Consider the following 17,115-nt stretch of genomic DNA (forward strand, 5'->3'; position numbering starts at 1 on the left):
TTATGATATGAAGGAGAGGTTAATTATGAAAAAAGGTATTAAATTAGTAACTATGATTACAGCATTAAATCTTGTAACAGTTAATGGTTTAATGTTAACGTTTTCTCCAGACAGTGATCATTATGTCTATTTAAATAAGCATGATGCTAATGCTAGTTTATTAAAATGAAAACTTTCACCAGAAGATGCAAAGATGGTAAAAAAATATGAATATAAAATCCATCAAATGGCAAGTAAAGAAAGTATTGATGAATTTAATAACTTGTATGATAATAATAAAAGTGATGTAATTTGAAGTAATTATGATAGTTTACAATATGATTTAACTCATACTAAAATTGGTGGTAAAACCATTGATGTTAATTGAGTTGAAATGTATAAAAAAGCTGGTTTAAATAATGAACAATTACAATTAGCAGAGCAACAACAATTACGTTTTTATAATATTTTTGCTAAAGTTTTTCATAAAAACACTGTTATTAAACTAATTCAAAAAGTAGCACCAGTTGCTGTAAGTGATAGCACAGTAGCATGAACTGCTTTTAATTCAGAAGCTGATAATCAACGTATGGGTTATGGTCCTGAATTTGCAAATATTAATTTAATTGATCAACAATTTCAAGAGGGATTTTGATCTTCAGATCAAATAATTAGTGTTACAACTCACGAATATGGTCATGCTTTAAGTAATTTTATTGGTTGTAGTGCTGATGAAAGAAATTCATTTAATGCTAATTGAAAGTGACCAGATAGCAGTTATAGTGATGTTAATACTAATATGACATCAGTTTATCATAAACTAACTGTTAACAATGATAACAAACAAATTTATGATCGTACTTGATATTTAATTGATTATTTAGGTCAACAAGCAAAATTAACTAATATTAAGCAAAAATTATTATTTGATTTAATAACAGTTAATAGTAATTATGGTCGTAGTGCCTGATTTAATGGTAAATATAATATAAATCTTGATGATGAATTTTTTGCTGAAAGTTTTGCTAGATGAATTTTAACACCTCAGAATCAGCGTGATTGAGGATGAGAATTGGAAAATAGTTTTTTCTTACATTATTTACCAACGGTTTTATAACATTTTACTAGTTAAAAAGGAGAAATAATTCTCCTTTTTTATTATTTGGTATAATAAATTTAAGTAAAAGAATTGAGGAAAGTAGGTAATTTTATGTTTGGCAAAAATATCCATGATCATGAATCACAGCAAAATAGTTGTTTAAAATGTCAGTATGAAAAACTTTTTAAAACAGGTAAAACATTATTTGATGAATGAGATAAACAACCACCAGCACCTGCTCAATTACTTAAAATAAAAAAACAATTAAATGAATTAAAAATTAAAATTGAAGAACAAAAAAATGATTCGGAATTAAAGTTTTGTGCCAATCACCCAGAAATTTTTGACTTCTTGCCTTTAGAAGTTTTATAGTTTTTTGTATTAATAGTATTAAAATATTTATATTTAGTAGAAGTTTAATATAATTAATGCCCTATTGTTTTGAAAAATAAAACAATAGGTTTTTTATTTTAGTATATTAAATTTATAAAAAACTTTTTTAAATAAAAACCTATTTACTTTAAAAATAAAGTAAATAGGTTAAAAACTTATATTAATGTTTAAAAACTATATCATATTACAAGTATAGAAATAATAGTTAATATATTTTCATTTCCATTAAATATAAATTTCACTTTCTTCATAAAGATTTAATAATTTTGATAAATGATCACCAACGCCACCCTCATCATTAGTTTTAGTAGTAATATCATTGGCAATACTTTTAATAACAATATTACCATTTTTCATTGCTACACCATAGCCAACTTCCATCAACATTTCTTTATCATTAATTTCATCACCATAAGCAATAACATCTCTAATATCAACATTATAATATTGAGCCAAAATGCGAGCTGTCATTCCTTTATCAATAAATTTACTTGAAATTTCAAAGATTAGTTTATTATTATCATAACGATTTCAAGTATTTACCTTAATTGAGTTTGAATATTTTTCCAAGTCACGATATACTTGATCAAGATTAGTATTTTCTTTAAATTCAATTAAAATGGCATTAGCGCTCCCTTTTCAATCACGAATTAATTTACTAATTGTAAAAGTATCATTTTCAATAGTATCTAAATGAAAATAAGTTTCAAAGAAATCATCTTTTTTTCAACATACTGCTTTGTTGTAATATTCAATAACCGCGTTTTCAATTTGTTGAAAAATATAGTCTTCATTTAAAATATGTTTAACAATTGTTTCAGAAATTGGAAAAACTAATCGTTTGAATTTTTTGATTTTTGGATCATGAATATGGCCACCATTAAAATTGCATAGTAATGTATTAAGACCTAATTCACGATAAAATTTAATTGATCCACGATAAGGTCGACCAGTGACAATACAAACAATATGACCTTGTTTTTGAGCATCAATTAGTGCTTTTTTAGTATTAATATGAATTTCTCGACCACCACTTTTTAATAGAGTACCATCTAAATCAACTAGGATTAAATGTTTTTGTTTTTTATTGTATAAAGACATTGTCTCTTCCTCCTATCTTTCTTTCTCGATAAAATTAATACCCATTGTGTCTTGAACAAAGTTTAATTTTTTAGTAGCAATATTATTAGCAAAATTTGCACCTTCTTCTAAATATTTTGCTAATTGTGATGATTTTTCATTAATAAATTCTTGGTGTTTTTTTTGCATTGGTTCTAATAAATCATTTATTACTTTAATTACTTCTTCTTTTAAAAAACCATAATTGTGATTGCTGAAGTATTGTTCACAAGTTTTGATATCTTTTTTAGTAATGCTAGCATAAATAGTTAATAAATTACTAACTCCAGGCTTATGTTCTGGATCAAATTTAATAATATTTTCTGAATCAGTAACTGCTTTTTTAATTTTATTGGTAACTTCTTGTTTGCTATCGCTTAAAAAAATAGTATTTTTTAGATTAGTATCAGATTTTGACATTTTTTTTTCAGGTTCTTGTAAACTCATAATTTTCTGTGCTTGTTTATCAATAATTATTTTAGGAATTTTGAATAAATCAGTTTTATAATTGTTATTCATTCTTGTTGCTAAAGTTTTTGTCAATTCTAAATGTTGAGTTTGATCAACACCAACTGGCACAAAATCAGCGTCATATAGTAAAATATCAGCAGCCATTAATGCTGGATATGTAAGAATGCCTGTTGGAATACTAATCGTTTTATTTTGTTGATTTGTCATTTTTTGACTTTTATCTTTAAATTGTGTCATTCGTTCTAATTCACCGACATAACTATTACATAATAATATATATCCTAATTGACTATGGGCTAAAACATCAGATTGAATAAAAATATGAGATTTATTTGGTATAATACCAGCAGCAAAATATCAAGCGGCAATATCTTTAATATTATCTCTTAATTCTTGTGCTTTTATTGGTAGTGTTAATCCATGTAAATTTGCAACAAATATTAAGAGTTCATGTTCTTCTTGCAATTTTAAAAAATTATTAATTGCTCCCAAGTAGTTACCAAGAGTTAATTTTCCAGTGCTAGTTATTCCAGATATAATACGAGCCATATATTTTGCTTCCTCCAAATTAATTTTTTAATATAATTAATTATCAATGATAAAGTTAAATAATTTAATTAATTATATTAAAATTTGTTTGATTTTGATATAATAAAAACATAAATTAAAAATAGTTTTTGACCCATAGCTTTTATTTTTTTAAGAGTAATGGGTTTTTTACTTTATAAAGGAGTTTTTTTATGTTATTTGGAGAAGAAAAATATAAGGATGATTTACAAAAATATTTAAAGAAAATAGAAGATCGAAACAATGTGAAAGAATATCTTCAAACTCTTGGGTTAAAACTTGAGGAATTAGAAATCAAGAAACAAAATATTGCCGAAAAACAAGCAAGTTTTGAATTTGAAAGAAAACAACTAGAAGATATATTGAAGAAAGCTGAAAGTCAATTAAGAAATATCAAAGATAGTGAAGATAAAAAAACATTTATTGAACAATATGTTAATCAGATGACTGATAAATTAAAAGCAGTTAATGAAAATATATATACTTTAGAAGTTGAAAGTAAAGAAACTGATAAAGATATAAAAAACAGAAATCTAGACAAAGTAGATAACAGAAGAACCTTAGAAAGAATTAGAAATGAATTATTTAATTTAAAAGAAATAATTCAAGAATCATCTTTTTTTAATGGTAGTTTAAAAGCATTAAAAGAAAATATGACAAAATTACAAGAAGAAAAAACTAAAATATTAAATTTAAAAAAAGAAATTTTAAAAAAAGAAGAATTGAAAGCGGAATTACAAAGTTTAGAAAATTTAATTGCATTAATAAAACAAAAATCAGAAATTGAATTAGAAATTGAAAGATTAGAAAAAAACAAGGAACAATTAACAACAGACATTGATGCAAATAAAGGTCAAATACAATCTATTTTAAATGATAATGAAAGTTCTAAAGAACAATTAATCACAAAAATAGATGAAATAAATTTAAATATTAAAACATTAAATGACAATATAGATGCAAAAACTAATTCAATTTCTTGTTTAGAAAAAGAAATTAAAAGTAATGAAGAAAATATTAGTTTAAAACTAAAAGATTCAGAAAATATTTTTCAAAATATTATAGTTTTACAAGATTGAAGAGATAGTATTTGACATCGTGTTATTTCACTATTAACTTTTGGCATTTTTTGTAATTACAAAAGTGTTCAAAAAAAATTAGATAAAGAATTTGTTAATCGAAGTAATATATAGCTAACGAAAGTAATGTTTACTCATAAATAATGTAAAATAATAATATGTAATTTAAACAATTCTTGCACTTACAAGTATAATTCAGCAATAATTAAAATAGATTAGGAAGATTAAATTATGCCAAAACCATACAGTGAGGACTTACGAAGAAAAGTAATAGAAGTTTATGAAAGTAAAAACATGAAAATTAAAGAAATTTGTAAAGTGTTCAATATCACTAGAAAGACTTTATTTTTATGAAGAAAAAGAAAGCAAAAAACCGGAAATATAAAACCAATTTTGAATTATCAAAAAGGACATAGCCACAAAATAAAGGATTTAGATGAATTAAAAAATTATTTAGCAGAAAATAAAGATGTTACAGTTCAAAAAGTAATTGAAAAATTTGGTGATATGACAAAAGAAACAGTTTATAACTATTTCAAAAAACTAAATTATACATATAAAAAAAACTTTTCTATATGAACAAAGAGATAAAAATAAACAAGAAGATTTTTTAAAAGAAATAGCGAAAATAATGAATGAAGATTTGGTATATATTGATGAATCTGGAATTGATGATAATGAATTTTATAAATATGGTTGGTCTGAAAAAGGTAAAAGATTATTTGATAATAAACCTGCATATAAAATAAAGAGAATGAGTATAATTGGTGCACTAAATAAAGGTAAATTAAAAGCTCTATGAGCATTTGAAGGACATTGCAATAGTAAAATTTTTGAATCATATGTTAAAAATATACTAATTCCAGTATTAAAGTGTGGACAAATTATAGTTTTAGATAATGCGACGTTTCATAAATCTAAAGCAACAAAACAATTAATTGAAAATGCTGGATGCAAACTATTATTTCTTCCACCATATTCTCCTAATTTAAATCCAATTGAACATTTTTGATTTGCTATAAAACATAATATAAGAAAAATATTACCAAATTATTGACCAAATATTAAAAACGCGATTGATTTTGTTTTTCAAGATATGAGTAAACATTACTTTAGTTAGCTATAAATAAAGAAATTACTGATTTACGAATGGCAAATGAAAAAAAATAAAACAAGAAAAAGATTTGTTTAATGAGATATTAAAACATAAAAAAGAGACAAATATATTAAAGGAAAATTGACTAGTATTAAAAGCACAATTAAGCAAAAAGAATAGTACTAAAGAAATAGAAGATTTAAAAGTGACTAATAGTCAAAAACAATTTTTATTAGAAAATACAATACTAAAAATTAAACAACAAAGAGAAAAATTAAAAAATATTTCAATTGAAAATATGCAACCATTCATTAACCGATTTAGAAATACTTCAAAAAGAAAAAAGTGATAAATTAAATTCATTAAATGCCATTAGTTTAGATAAACTTGATAAAGATATAGAAACACTAATAGTAAGAGAAAGTGAATTAAAAATAAAAATTAATGAAAATAAATCATCTATTTCAGATTCTAGTTTAGATAATTTTAAGATAGAAGTAGAAATTGAAACAAAAAAACAACTTTCAGAAGTAGAACCATTTACTAAAGTAAAGCCACTCTTAGAAAAGAGTAATTCTAATGATTCTGGTATTGATATAATAACAGAATCAATTAAAATGATAAAATCAGTTTAATTTATTAAGCTATTTAAATTAAATTTTATTTGTCTTTAAAAGATAAATATTTATAAAGTATTAATTGTTACTTTATTATTTATATTATTGACTGGGTTTTGTAATTCAAAGTTATTGATGTTCGTTACATCATTATTTGCTAATAAAGGAGTTCTTTTTTTAGATTTTGAAAATGATACTAGCATATTTTCTATTAATCCTTTAGTGGCATTTGTTATTTTTTTATTACCAACTTGTGTTATGTTTAAACTATGAATTAAAGGTACAGAACCCATTATGCATACTACTAAATTATTTGGATTTAAAATAGTATTTAATTTATCTTTTATTGATTTTCCATTTTTTGTATTATCATAAAAAAATAAAATAGTGGATAAACTAAGACCAGTTAATAATATTCCGGTGGAACTAATTATAGTTCCAATTATGAATTCTTTAAAATATTTACTGTTATTATTTTGAATAGGCATGTTTAGTTAACTCCTTGTTTTTTTACTCATAAAAATTATTTATTTTTAATTATTTACTTTAAAATAAAGAAAATTTAATTTTATAATTTCATTATATTATAATTCAAATTATTAATAAAATTTGATAGTAAAATATATGTTAAATTTTTTTATAAAATTTAAGGAATAAAAGTATCTATTTTTCAAAAAATAATATGATATAATATGTGGGTGAAGGATATAGCGGAAAAAGTCTTTCATGTACTTATTTTCTAAGTTTGGTCAAAGATAGTGTGGAAATATATATTATTATAGTAATGTAGAGTTTATTAACTTTTATCTTTTAAAGATAAAAAAATATTAATTTTAAAAAAGAGTATTTAAATCAAATGTAGTCTAAAAGCAAAGAGGGGTATTGTCATGATTAAAATATATGTTTCGCCAAGTTGTTTGTCTTCAAAAAAAGTTATTCAATTTTTTGATAAACATAAAATTCCATATATTAAACGTAATATTATCCATAATCCATTGACCGATACTGAAATTAAATTATTATTAAGATTTGTACCAAATGGTGTTGGTGATATTATTTCAACAAGAGCAAAGTTTATTAAAACACATGCTATTAATATTGAAAAGTTAACAATGTTACAAGTTTTTGATTTAATTAAAACTTCACCAACTGTTTTAAAACGTCCAATTATTGTTCAAGAAAATAAACAACGTATTCAAATTGGTTATAATGAAGATGAGATTGAATTATTTTTACGTGGTTCTATTGAAAACGAATTTGAAGATTCTTGTGAAATATTTTAATTCAAATATGATTGGAATACATGATGAAAAATTATAAATTTACAATTATTGCTAATAAATATGAGAATTCTCAATCATTAGCTAAGGAATTAAGGGCCAAGTTATTGGCCCTTAAAGCACTTGAAGATACTTCTTTTCCAGATATTGTTTTTATTATTGGCGGTGATGGAACATTTTTAAAAGCTGTTCATGATTATAATAATATACTCAATACTGTTAAGTTTGTTAGTTTTAAATGTGGTAATCTTGGTTTTTATGAAAACTTTTTAAACACAGAAGTTGACAAAGTATTAATGTGAATTGATAAAAATGATAATAATTTAATAGTAAATAAATTTTCATTATTAGAAGTAAATATTAATAATAAGATTTTATATGCTATTAATGAAGTTAAATTTGTTAATTTAACAACAACTCTTTCATGTCAAGTGTTAATTAATAATCAATTATTTGAAAACTTTCGTGGTTCTGGTTTAGTTATTGCAACAAGAACTGGTTCGACGGGTTTAATGAAATCACTTGGTGGTGCTGTTTTAATTTCAAATCATAACTTAATGCAATTTCATGAAATTGCTCCAGTAGCTAATAATAGTTATCGCAGTTTAAATTCACCACTAATTTTGGATGAAAATCATGAAATTACTTTGAAAAATATTCAAAAAGATAGTAAATTGAGCGATTTTGGAAAATTAATTGTTGATACTTTTGATTTTAATGATAAACTAAATGATAAGGTAACAATTAAATTATCAGAATTAACGTTACAAGTTTTAGAATATCGACTTAATCATTATTCTTTACTTGCTAAAGTAAAAAAAGCTTTTATTCAAGAAGATTAAGAAAATATTTAAAAATATATTAATTAAGGAAGGTAATCATGCCAATTTGACAAATAGTATTATTAGTTATTGCATTGTTATTTGCTGTGGCTAGTATTGGGATTTGAATATGAAATGTTAGTACAGCTAAAAAATTACGCAATCAACAAGAAAGTAATTCAAAACCTATTAATAAACCACAAAAATTCCCATTTAAATTACAAAATTTTATTGTTGATTTAGGGGGAATTGATAATATTAAAGAGACAACAGCAACAGCAAATAAAATTAAGGTAGAGATTATTGATCATTCAAAAATTAATTTTAATAATCTTAAAAAAATTAAAAATCGTGGTATTTTAGACCAAGACGATAGTGTTAGTTTAGTCTTAGGAACTTATTGTAATAATTTAAGTATTGCTATTAATGATCTTATTAAATTAAATAATGAGAAATAAGTTATTTTTTGTAATATCCATAAATACCATTAATTAAAACATAAGTGTTAGTATAGCCCAATTCTCTGAGTGTTAGTGCAGCAGCAGTTGAACGATTTCCTGCATTACAAATAGTTATAATCACTTGATTTTTGTTTTCAATATATTTACTAGGATTTTTAATCAAATCATAGTAAGGAATATTAACAATATTAAGTTCACCATTATCATTTGTTATTTTTTTTAAAATTTGATATTCAGCAACATCACGAACATCAATAATTAAAGCTTTATTTTTAATTTTATCAAAGTCTTTATTTGAAATTGAAATTTCATTTTGTATTTTATGTTTAAACATAAGTTATGACCTCCTAAAATAAAATTGTTCTATAACTTATTTTAACATTTTATTATGCTATAATGCTCATAGTTGCGACAAAAAATGGAAGCTAAGGAGTAAATAATGTTAAAAGAAAAATTCCTTTTTAAAGAAGGAAAATATGAATTAATTGTTGAATTAGGTACAATGGCTAATTTAGCAGAAAAATCAGTAAAAATTACTTATGGAAATACAGTTGTATTAACAACTGTATCATATAATGAAGTTATTAATAATCAAGATTTTTTTCCATTACAAATAGTTTTTCAAGAAAAGTTATATTCAGTTGGTAAGATTCCAGGTGGTTTTTTAAAGCGTGAAGGTCGACCTAGTGAATATGCAACACTATGTGCTAGATTAATTGATCGTTCAATCCGTCCATTATTTCCAAAAGGTTTTGTTAATGAAGTGCAAGTTGTAAATAATGTTTTTGCGTTAGATGATGCTTGTGATGTTAGAGTAAATGCAGCTTTTGGTACTTCACTTGCTTTAGGATTAAGTAGTTTGCCATTTCAGGTTCCTAGTGCTACTGTTGTTGTTGGTAAAATAAATGATGAACTTGTCCTTAATCCAACACAAGAGCAATTATTAAATTCAAAAATGGAATTGATTGTTGGTGGAACAAAAGATGCCATCAATATGGTTGAAGCTGGATGTCATGATATTTTAGAAAAAGATATGATTAAAGCATTAAAATTTGCACATGAACATATTATTAAATTAATAATTTTTCAAGAAAGTATCATTGAAAAATTAAAACCAAATAAATTTAAACCACAGTTAGCATTAATTCCTGTTAATATTGAACAATTTGTAGAAACAAATTGTCAATCACAAATTAGTAAAATTAGTACTACTGTTGATAAAAAAAGTCGAAGTAACTTGATTAAAAATTTAGTTGAAGAAACATTTCAAAGTTTTAAAAATAAATTTAATCAAGAAGTTTTAAATGCTGGTGAAGAAACAACTATTCATAATTTACGCAAAAGTATTGATCAATTATTACAAAAAGCAATGCGTACTATGATTTTAAAAAATAATGTACGAGTTGATGGACGAAAAGCAGATGATATTAGAAAATTAACAAGTATGATTGATGTTTTACCTATTGTTCATGGTAGTGCAATGTTTACTCGTGGTGAAACACAAGTTTTATCAGTTTTAACTTTGGGTGCACTTGCGGAACATCAAATTATTGATGGATTAGGTAAAGAAGAGTATAAACGTTTTATTCATCATTATAATTTTCCTCCATTTTCTGTTGGTGAAACCGGAAGAATGGGTGTTCCTTCACGACGTGAGATTGGTCATGGCGCCCTTGGTGAAAAAGCATTATTACAAATTATTCCTCTTGAAAAAGATTTTCCTTATACAATTAGATTAGTATCAGAAGTATTAGCATCAAATGGTTCAACTTCACAAGCAGCAATTTGTGCTTCATCAATGGCATTAATGGCTGGTGGTGTACCGATTAGAGCTGCAATTGCTGGTATTGCCATGGGTTTAATTAAAGAAGAAAAAGATTTTACAATTTTAACTGACATTCAAGGATTAGAAGATCACTTAGGTGATATGGATTTTAAAGTGGCGGGAACAGCTAATGGTATTTGTGCTTTACAAATGGATATTAAAATTACTGGTATTGATTTTAATATTATTACACAAGCTTTAGAAAAAGCCAGAATTGCGAGATTACAAGTATTAGCAAACATGAATGAAGTAATTAAAAAACCTAGAACTACATTGGCACCTAATGCTCCAAAAATTATTCAAAAGTTAATTCCAATTGATAAAATTCGTGATATTATTGGTGTTGGTGGGAAAGTTATTAATAAAATTATTACCGACTGTGATAATGTTAAAATTGATATTGAAGATGATGGACGATTGATGATTTATCATAATGAACAATCAGCCATTGATAAAGCTTGACAAATTATTGAAAGTATTGTTAATCCTGTTCAAATTAAAATCGGTTCTGAATTTGATAGTAAAGTTGTAAAAATTGTTAATTTTGGTGTTTTTGTTAATTTACAAGATAAGATTGATGGTTTAATTCATATTTCAGAATTTTCAAAAAAATTTAATAAACGTATTGATAATTTAAATAATGTCGTTAAAATCAATGATATAATTAAAGTTCGAGTAATTAAAGTTGAAGATAATAGTAAGCTTAGCTTAGAAATTATTGATAAATAATTTGAAACTATTTTTAATGAAAATTAATTACAGTTTTATTATTAAATTAGTGTTAAAATACTAATAACATAATATAGCAGCATCTTGGGAATTTAAGTTAAAGTTTTAATTTTTATGTTCTTCTAAGATATTAAATTTTATAAAATAAAAATAAAGAAAGTAGAAAACTGGTGAAAACATGGCAAAGATAAAAGTATTTGCTCTGGGTGGATTAGATGAACGTGGTAAAAACTTATATGTTGTTGAAGTAAATGATAAGATATTTGTATTTGATGCCGGCATTAGACTCCCAGAAAGAGAAATTTTAGGAATTGATATTATTATTCCAGATTATACATATTTAAAAGAAAATAAACATCGTATTCAAGGTATATTTATTTCAAAACCATCTGATGATGCTTTTGGAGCACTACCTTATATTTTAAAAGATTTTAATAAAATAAAACCCGAGTATAAAGTTCCAATCTTTACTAGTAAACTAACTGATTTTATGATTAAGCAGAAATTAGAACGTTTTCGTTTTATTAATCAAAATGAAATTATAATTAAAACTATTGAACCTGAACAAAAAGTATCATTTGGTAATGTTGTTGTTAAAACATTTAAAACAACTACTTCAATTCCAGGTAGTTTAGGTTTTGTTCTAACTGTAAATAATGGTGAAAATATTAAATTAAATGAAACAATTGTTTATACGGGTGATTATATTTTTGATGGTGAACATCGTAGTGATTTTACTACTGATATTCAACATTTAGCTAGTGTTTCTAAAAATGATGTTTTATTATTAATTAGTGAAGCAACATGCGCCAATAGAAAAGCTTTTACAGCTCCTAAGCATAAAATTCAAACTATTATTGAACCAGTATTAAAAGAAGCACCAGGAAGAGTTATTCTTGCATGTTATGATCAAGATTTATATCGTGTTAGTGAAATTCTTAATGCTATTAAAGAAACTGACTCTAAACGTAAAATTGCAGTTTATGGTGCAACTTTATATGATATTTTATTAAAAGTTAATGATTTAAACGCTTTCAATATTGATAAATCACAAATTATTAATTTAGCACAAACAATTGGTACTAAAGATACAGTAATTATTGTTACTGGTAGTGGTGAGCGTTTATTTACTAGAATGAATAAAATTGCTATTGGTAATGATGATTATTTAAAACTTGAATCCCAAGATACAATAATTTTAGCAACTCCACCAATTCCAGGAAATGAATTGGCTCATGCAGCCTTATTAGATGACTTAGCACGTACTGATGTTAAAGTTATTAATATATCAGAAAAACAAGCTTGAAGTTTAAATGCTTCTTATGAAGATATTAAGTTAATGGTTAATATTATTGAACCAAAATATTTTTTACCAGTTAAAGGTTTATATAAAGATTTTGTAGCAGCACAAGCAGCAGCCATTGATGCTGGTGTATTACATAACAATGCTTTAATTCATGATAATGGTGAAGTTATTACTTTTGAAAATGCTAAATTAATTGATACTTTTGTTAAACAGTATGTTGCACGTCCTTCTCGTTTTAATGATAAAAATGCTACTAATAAAACAACAGATAACTTAATAAAAACTGGTGATGTATATGTAGATGGTATTGGTGTTGGTGATATTGGTTCTATTGTTATTAGTGAAAGAAAACAATTACAACGTGATGGTATTTTAATTACAGGAGTGACAATAAATCGTAAAACTAAAGAAATTATTTCTTTAATTGATGCACAAATGCGTGGTGTTGTTTATTTAACTAATAATGAAGAAATGTTGAAAAAATTGCAAAACATTATTATTAATGTTATTGAAAAATATAAAACTAATAATGCTTTTAGTCTTAGTGAAGTTAAGACTAAAATGAAAAATGACTTACAAGATTATATTAAAAAAGAAACTGGTAAGTTACCTATGATTTTAACAGTTGTTAATGAAATTTAAGGTTAATGATAATATCATTAACCTTAACTTATATAATTTTTCATATTTAAACTAATTTTAAAATTTATATAATGTTTAGTAAATTAGAACCAGTTTAGAAAAATTACTAAAAACTATTGAAAATAATTTATAGTGCATTTAGTAAAAAAACATGAAAATTATTGCTGGAGAATTTGAGGTAATGTTTAGTAATCTGTGTAACTTACAAAAATAACTATGTTTAATAATTAGTTCTAGTAAATATAATTAATTTTCTAGAAAGAGTGAGTTACAGATGGCTAAAAAGCAAAATATTAATAACAATGATCCAATATCACAAGCAGTAGATTTATTATTAGAAAATACTGAAGATTTAACAACAGTTTTTAAAGAGGGAGGATTATATAAAGAATTAACAAAAAGATTAGTAGAAAAAATGTTGAATTCTGAGATGCAAAATTATTTAGGATATGATAAGAATCAACATAGTAATAGTGACAATGCTCGTAATGGTATAAGTTCAAAAAAATTAATAACCCAACAAGGTAAAATTGAAATTGATGTACCAAGAGATCGTAATAGTAATTTTAATCCTGTAATAGTTGCAAAAAGACAAAGAAGATTTGATGGTTTTGATCAACAAGTTCTTTCTTTATATGCAAAAAGTATGACATTATCAGATATTAGAATGCAATTACAAGAGTTATATCATGGTGCTGATATTAGTGAAAGTGTTATTAGTCAAATTACTGATGATGTTATTGATGACGTCAAAGCATGGCAAAATCGACCATTAGATAGTGTTTATCCGATTGTTTATTTTGATTGTATAGTAGTTAAAGTACGACAAGATAAACGGATTATTAATAAATCAGTTTATATAGCTTTAGGAGTTGATTTAGAAGGTAAAAAAGATGTTTTAGGTTTATGAATTAGTGAAAATGAAGGTTCTAAATTTTGATTAGCCAATTTCACAGAAATGAAAAATCGTGGCTTAAATGATATTCTGATTGCTTGTAGTGATAATTTAACAGGCATGTCAGAAGCAATACAATCAGTTTATCCTAAAACCGAACATCAATTATGCATCGTTCATCAAATTAGAAATAGTTTGAAATATGTCTCATATAAGCATAGAAAATCTCTAGTTGCAGATTTAAAACCAATTTATACTGCATGTAGTGAAGAACAAGCAATGCAAGCTTTAGAATCATTTGAAAATAAATGAACTAAACAATATCCACAAATTGCTAAATCTTGATATAAAAATTTAGATAATTTAATGGTTTTTATTAGTTATCCTGCAGAAATAAAAAGGGTAATTTATACCACAAATGCTATTGAATCTGTTAATAGTCAATTACGAAAAGTCATCAGAAATAAAAAAGTTTTTCCTAACGATATGTCAGTTTTTAAAATATTTTATTTAGCAATTGACAATATAACAAAAAAATGAACAATGCCCATTCAAAATTGAAATACAGCAATTGCTCATTTTATGATAAAATTTGAAGACAGAATTAATCTGAATTAGTAACTTTGTAAAACAAAGAAACACAGATTATTAAAAAGCCTCGAATTTGAAAGTAATAAAAAAATTTCTTCAACTGGTATATTAGTTTTGGTTGAAGAAATTTTTTATTTTATTAATTAAAAATCTAATAACTTTGTAAACTACATTATATAAATTAATAGAAAAATTTAAAATTTAAAAATTTCATGGATTATAATGTCCTTTACCTTTTATTTTTGCTGCATTTTCTGCTTCTGCACGTTCTCTTTTTTGTCTTTCATCTTCTTCAGCTGCTCTGGCGCGTTCTCTTAATTCTTTAGCTCGATCTTCTTTTAATTTTTCTTGAAAAATTTTTTCTCGTTTTGCTTCTCTTTTATTCTTTGTTTTTTCCATATATTCATTTGCTTCTTTTACACGTTGGCTTTCTTCTTCAGCTTTTCTATTTTTTTCTTCTCTTTCTCTTTCTTCTTTTTGTTTTTGTCTTTCTTCTCTTTCGGCTTTTAATCTAGCTTGGTCTCTTTCAATTTTTCGTAGTTGTTCTGCTTGTTTTTCGGCTTCTCTTTGTCTTTCTTGTTCTTCTTTTTTATTTTTATTAAAACCCCACATTGTTTATGTCCCCTTTAAAATTAGAAAATAAAAACCCATTTTACTTTAAATAAAGCAACGGGTAAAACTTATATTAAGTTTACAATGATTATATAATATTATATAAATTAATTGTTAAATAAATATAAATAAGAAAAATGATTTATTTTAAATTTTTAAAATCTAGAAAATAATGAATATGAAATTTAAATAATACATTTTTTATGATAAAAGTATTAAAAAATTAATATTGTTTTTTGCAATAATAAATCAAAAATCGATTATAGAAAGATATTACATATATCAATTATGTTATACTATTTTTATAAGTTATTTTGTGGAGAATGTTAAGAGGTGATGTTCTTATGATTAAAAATGGCATTAAAATATCAAAATCTCAATCTCGTGGTGATGAAGTTGGATTACTTTTTTTCTTATTAGTAATCTTCTTTTTCCTAATAGTTAGTTTAACTAGATTTTCAATAATTGGTAAAGTACTTGATGATTTTCTTTTTTCTTTTTTATTTGGGTGAATGAAATATGCTGTTTATTTCTTTCTTTTTTTAATGATTATTCCTTTAGCTTTTGGTTATCGCATGCAATTTAAATTGAAGTATATTTTTGTTTATTTTTTATTTTTAGTGATTAGTTGTTGGACAACGCAAACTTTAACTTTAATAATTTTAGGAAAGAATAATTTATGAACTAGTTATTATAATTTAAACCTATTAAATATTAGTGAAATATACGTTAAAACATGATGAAATACAAATGGTATAAATAATTATCTAGGTTTTTTTGCTTCACCAATTTCTTTTAAAGATTTTAGTGTTGAAACCTTTTTTCCAGCATATGCTACTGGTGGCATTATTAGTAATGTTTTAATAGGTATTTTTAATTATGGTTTTTTTGTTACTAATTTAATTGCAAACTTTATTAGTATTTTTTCTTTAACTTGTTTATTTATTTTTAATAAACCTTTTATTTTCTTTAGCAAAATGAAACAAATTATTAAACAAATTATTATTAATAATAAAAATAAAAAGCAAAAAAATAAAATAAATGCTGATTTAAAACAAAAACATATTAAGTTAAAAAAAGAAAAATTATTAATTGATAAACAAGTTAAAAAATCTTTTAGAAAAGAAAATAATTTCAATAAGGAATCAAAGAAAGAACCACTTATATCACCAGTAAAAAAAGCAGAAATAAAACAAAATGAAATAAAACAAAATGAAATAAAACAAAATGATAATAGTGACATTATCAATAAACCTTCTTCGCCTATTGTTTATTTTAATGAAAATAGTTATTTAACTCCTTTTGGTAAAATTGACCCTGAAAAACAAAAAGATGTAATGAGTAATAGCAAAGGTACTCTGGTAGTTAAAAAAAGTTTAGAAGATAGTATTTTAAATCGTGAAATTCTTAATGATAACGAAACTATTATTAATAACAAATCATAAGTAATTAATAATGAATAAAATTAAGAGTTTACTTTAGGATAAAACATTATATTAATGTTAAAATCAAAGTATCTTTTAATTTGTTAAT

19 protein-coding genes are annotated in these 17,115 nt (G+C 24.1%); 14 read left to right on the top strand and 5 right to left on the bottom strand.

Annotation, left to right across the window (positions count from 1 at the left end):
* Positions 1–25: 25 nt before the first annotated feature.
* The gene (locus AACL11_RS04745; RefSeq protein WP_338988347.1) at positions 26–1,096 is read left to right on the top strand and encodes a hypothetical protein; all 1,071 of its coding nucleotides are present in this window, start codon (positions 26–28) and stop codon (positions 1,094–1,096) included.
* A 93-nt stretch (positions 1,097–1,189) separates the two neighbouring features.
* The gene (locus AACL11_RS04750) at positions 1,190–1,450 is read left to right on the top strand and encodes a hypothetical protein (protein WP_174480370.1); all 261 of its coding nucleotides are present in this window, start codon (positions 1,190–1,192) and stop codon (positions 1,448–1,450) included.
* Positions 1,451–1,696: 246 nt separating this feature from the next.
* Here the strand turns inward: AACL11_RS04750 and AACL11_RS04755 are convergent, their stop codons facing one another.
* Entirely contained in the window at positions 1,697–2,572 is an 876-nt protein-coding gene (locus AACL11_RS04755; protein WP_174481248.1) for a Cof-type HAD-IIB family hydrolase, read from the bottom strand.
* Positions 2,573–2,584: 12 nt separating this feature from the next.
* On the bottom strand, positions 2,585–3,610 hold the full coding sequence (gene trpS, locus AACL11_RS04760) for a tryptophan--tRNA ligase (RefSeq protein ID WP_338973834.1): 1,026 nt from the start codon (positions 3,608–3,610) through the stop codon (positions 2,585–2,587).
* Positions 3,611–3,801: 191 nt separating this feature from the next.
* Between trpS and AACL11_RS04765 the strand changes: the two genes are divergently transcribed.
* From AACL11_RS04765 to AACL11_RS04785, 5 genes are all read left to right on the top strand, one after another.
* Positions 3,802–4,821 carry a hypothetical protein gene (locus AACL11_RS04765; protein WP_338988348.1) on the top strand — a complete coding sequence of 340 codons (1,020 nt, stop codon included), beginning with the start codon at positions 3,802–3,804 and terminating at the stop codon, positions 4,819–4,821.
* A 117-nt stretch (positions 4,822–4,938) separates the two neighbouring features.
* A complete protein-coding gene (locus AACL11_RS04770) occupies positions 4,939–5,298 on the top strand; it encodes a helix-turn-helix domain-containing protein (protein WP_338973555.1) in 360 nt (119 codons plus the stop codon).
* A 28-nt stretch (positions 5,299–5,326) separates the two neighbouring features.
* Positions 5,327–5,827, top strand: coding sequence for an IS630 family transposase (locus AACL11_RS04775; protein WP_338988468.1), 501 nt, complete (start codon positions 5,327–5,329; stop codon positions 5,825–5,827).
* A gap of 64 nt (positions 5,828–5,891) precedes the next feature.
* Positions 5,892–6,155 (top strand): hypothetical protein, encoded by a 264-nt coding sequence (locus AACL11_RS04780; RefSeq protein WP_338988349.1) that lies wholly within the window; start codon positions 5,892–5,894, stop codon positions 6,153–6,155.
* The gene (locus AACL11_RS04785) at positions 6,094–6,438 is read left to right on the top strand and encodes a hypothetical protein (RefSeq protein ID WP_338988350.1); all 345 of its coding nucleotides are present in this window, start codon (positions 6,094–6,096) and stop codon (positions 6,436–6,438) included. The genes AACL11_RS04780 and AACL11_RS04785 overlap by 62 nt, the downstream gene beginning before the upstream one ends.
* Positions 6,439–6,488: 50 nt before the next feature.
* Here AACL11_RS04785 and AACL11_RS04790 read toward each other — a convergent pair whose 3' ends face one another.
* Positions 6,489–6,908, bottom strand: a complete 420-nt coding sequence (locus tag AACL11_RS04790) for a hypothetical protein (protein ID WP_338988351.1) — start codon at positions 6,906–6,908, stop codon at positions 6,489–6,491.
* A gap of 399 nt (positions 6,909–7,307) precedes the next feature.
* Between AACL11_RS04790 and AACL11_RS04795 the strand changes: the two genes are divergently transcribed.
* From AACL11_RS04795 to AACL11_RS04805, 3 genes are read left to right on the top strand one after another with little or no spacing between them, the layout of a single operon-like run.
* Positions 7,308–7,703, top strand: a complete 396-nt coding sequence (locus AACL11_RS04795) for a Spx/MgsR family RNA polymerase-binding regulatory protein (RefSeq protein ID WP_174481244.1) — start codon at positions 7,308–7,310, stop codon at positions 7,701–7,703.
* Between the two features lie 20 nt (positions 7,704–7,723).
* A complete protein-coding gene (locus tag AACL11_RS04800) occupies positions 7,724–8,542 on the top strand; it encodes an NAD(+)/NADH kinase (RefSeq protein WP_338988353.1) in 819 nt (272 codons plus the stop codon).
* 38 nt (positions 8,543–8,580) lie between these two features.
* Positions 8,581–8,979, top strand: coding sequence for a hypothetical protein (locus tag AACL11_RS04805; protein WP_252320546.1), 399 nt, complete (start codon positions 8,581–8,583; stop codon positions 8,977–8,979).
* A 1-nt stretch (position 8,980) separates the two neighbouring features.
* Here AACL11_RS04805 and AACL11_RS04810 read toward each other — a convergent pair whose 3' ends face one another.
* Positions 8,981–9,316 (bottom strand): rhodanese-like domain-containing protein, encoded by a 336-nt coding sequence (locus tag AACL11_RS04810; protein WP_252320544.1) that lies wholly within the window; start codon positions 9,314–9,316, stop codon positions 8,981–8,983.
* A gap of 105 nt (positions 9,317–9,421) precedes the next feature.
* Between AACL11_RS04810 and AACL11_RS04815 the strand changes: the two genes are divergently transcribed.
* The 3 genes from AACL11_RS04815 to AACL11_RS04825 all read left to right on the top strand — a co-directional run bounded on the left by AACL11_RS04815 (position 9,422) and on the right by AACL11_RS04825 (position 14,997).
* The gene (locus AACL11_RS04815) at positions 9,422–11,536 is read left to right on the top strand and encodes a polyribonucleotide nucleotidyltransferase (RefSeq protein WP_338988356.1); all 2,115 of its coding nucleotides are present in this window, start codon (positions 9,422–9,424) and stop codon (positions 11,534–11,536) included.
* A 178-nt stretch (positions 11,537–11,714) separates the two neighbouring features.
* Entirely contained in the window at positions 11,715–13,484 is a 1,770-nt protein-coding gene (locus tag AACL11_RS04820) for a ribonuclease J (RefSeq protein WP_338988358.1), read from the top strand.
* 274 nt (positions 13,485–13,758) lie between these two features.
* Positions 13,759–14,997, top strand: coding sequence for an IS256 family transposase (locus tag AACL11_RS04825; RefSeq protein WP_338988360.1), 1,239 nt, complete (start codon positions 13,759–13,761; stop codon positions 14,995–14,997).
* Between the two features lie 174 nt (positions 14,998–15,171).
* Here AACL11_RS04825 and AACL11_RS04830 read toward each other — a convergent pair whose 3' ends face one another.
* Positions 15,172–15,582, bottom strand: coding sequence for a hypothetical protein (locus AACL11_RS04830; protein WP_338988362.1), 411 nt, complete (start codon positions 15,580–15,582; stop codon positions 15,172–15,174).
* A 344-nt stretch (positions 15,583–15,926) separates the two neighbouring features.
* Between AACL11_RS04830 and AACL11_RS04835 the strand changes: the two genes are divergently transcribed.
* Positions 15,927–17,027 (top strand): hypothetical protein, encoded by a 1,101-nt coding sequence (locus AACL11_RS04835; protein ID WP_338988363.1) that lies wholly within the window; start codon positions 15,927–15,929, stop codon positions 17,025–17,027.
* Positions 17,028–17,115 lie beyond the last annotated feature (88 nt).

The organism is Spiroplasma endosymbiont of Dasysyrphus albostriatus (genome assembly GCF_964019495.1).
Classification (GTDB): Bacteria; Bacillota_I; Bacilli_A; order Mycoplasmatales; family VBWQ01; genus Spiroplasma_E.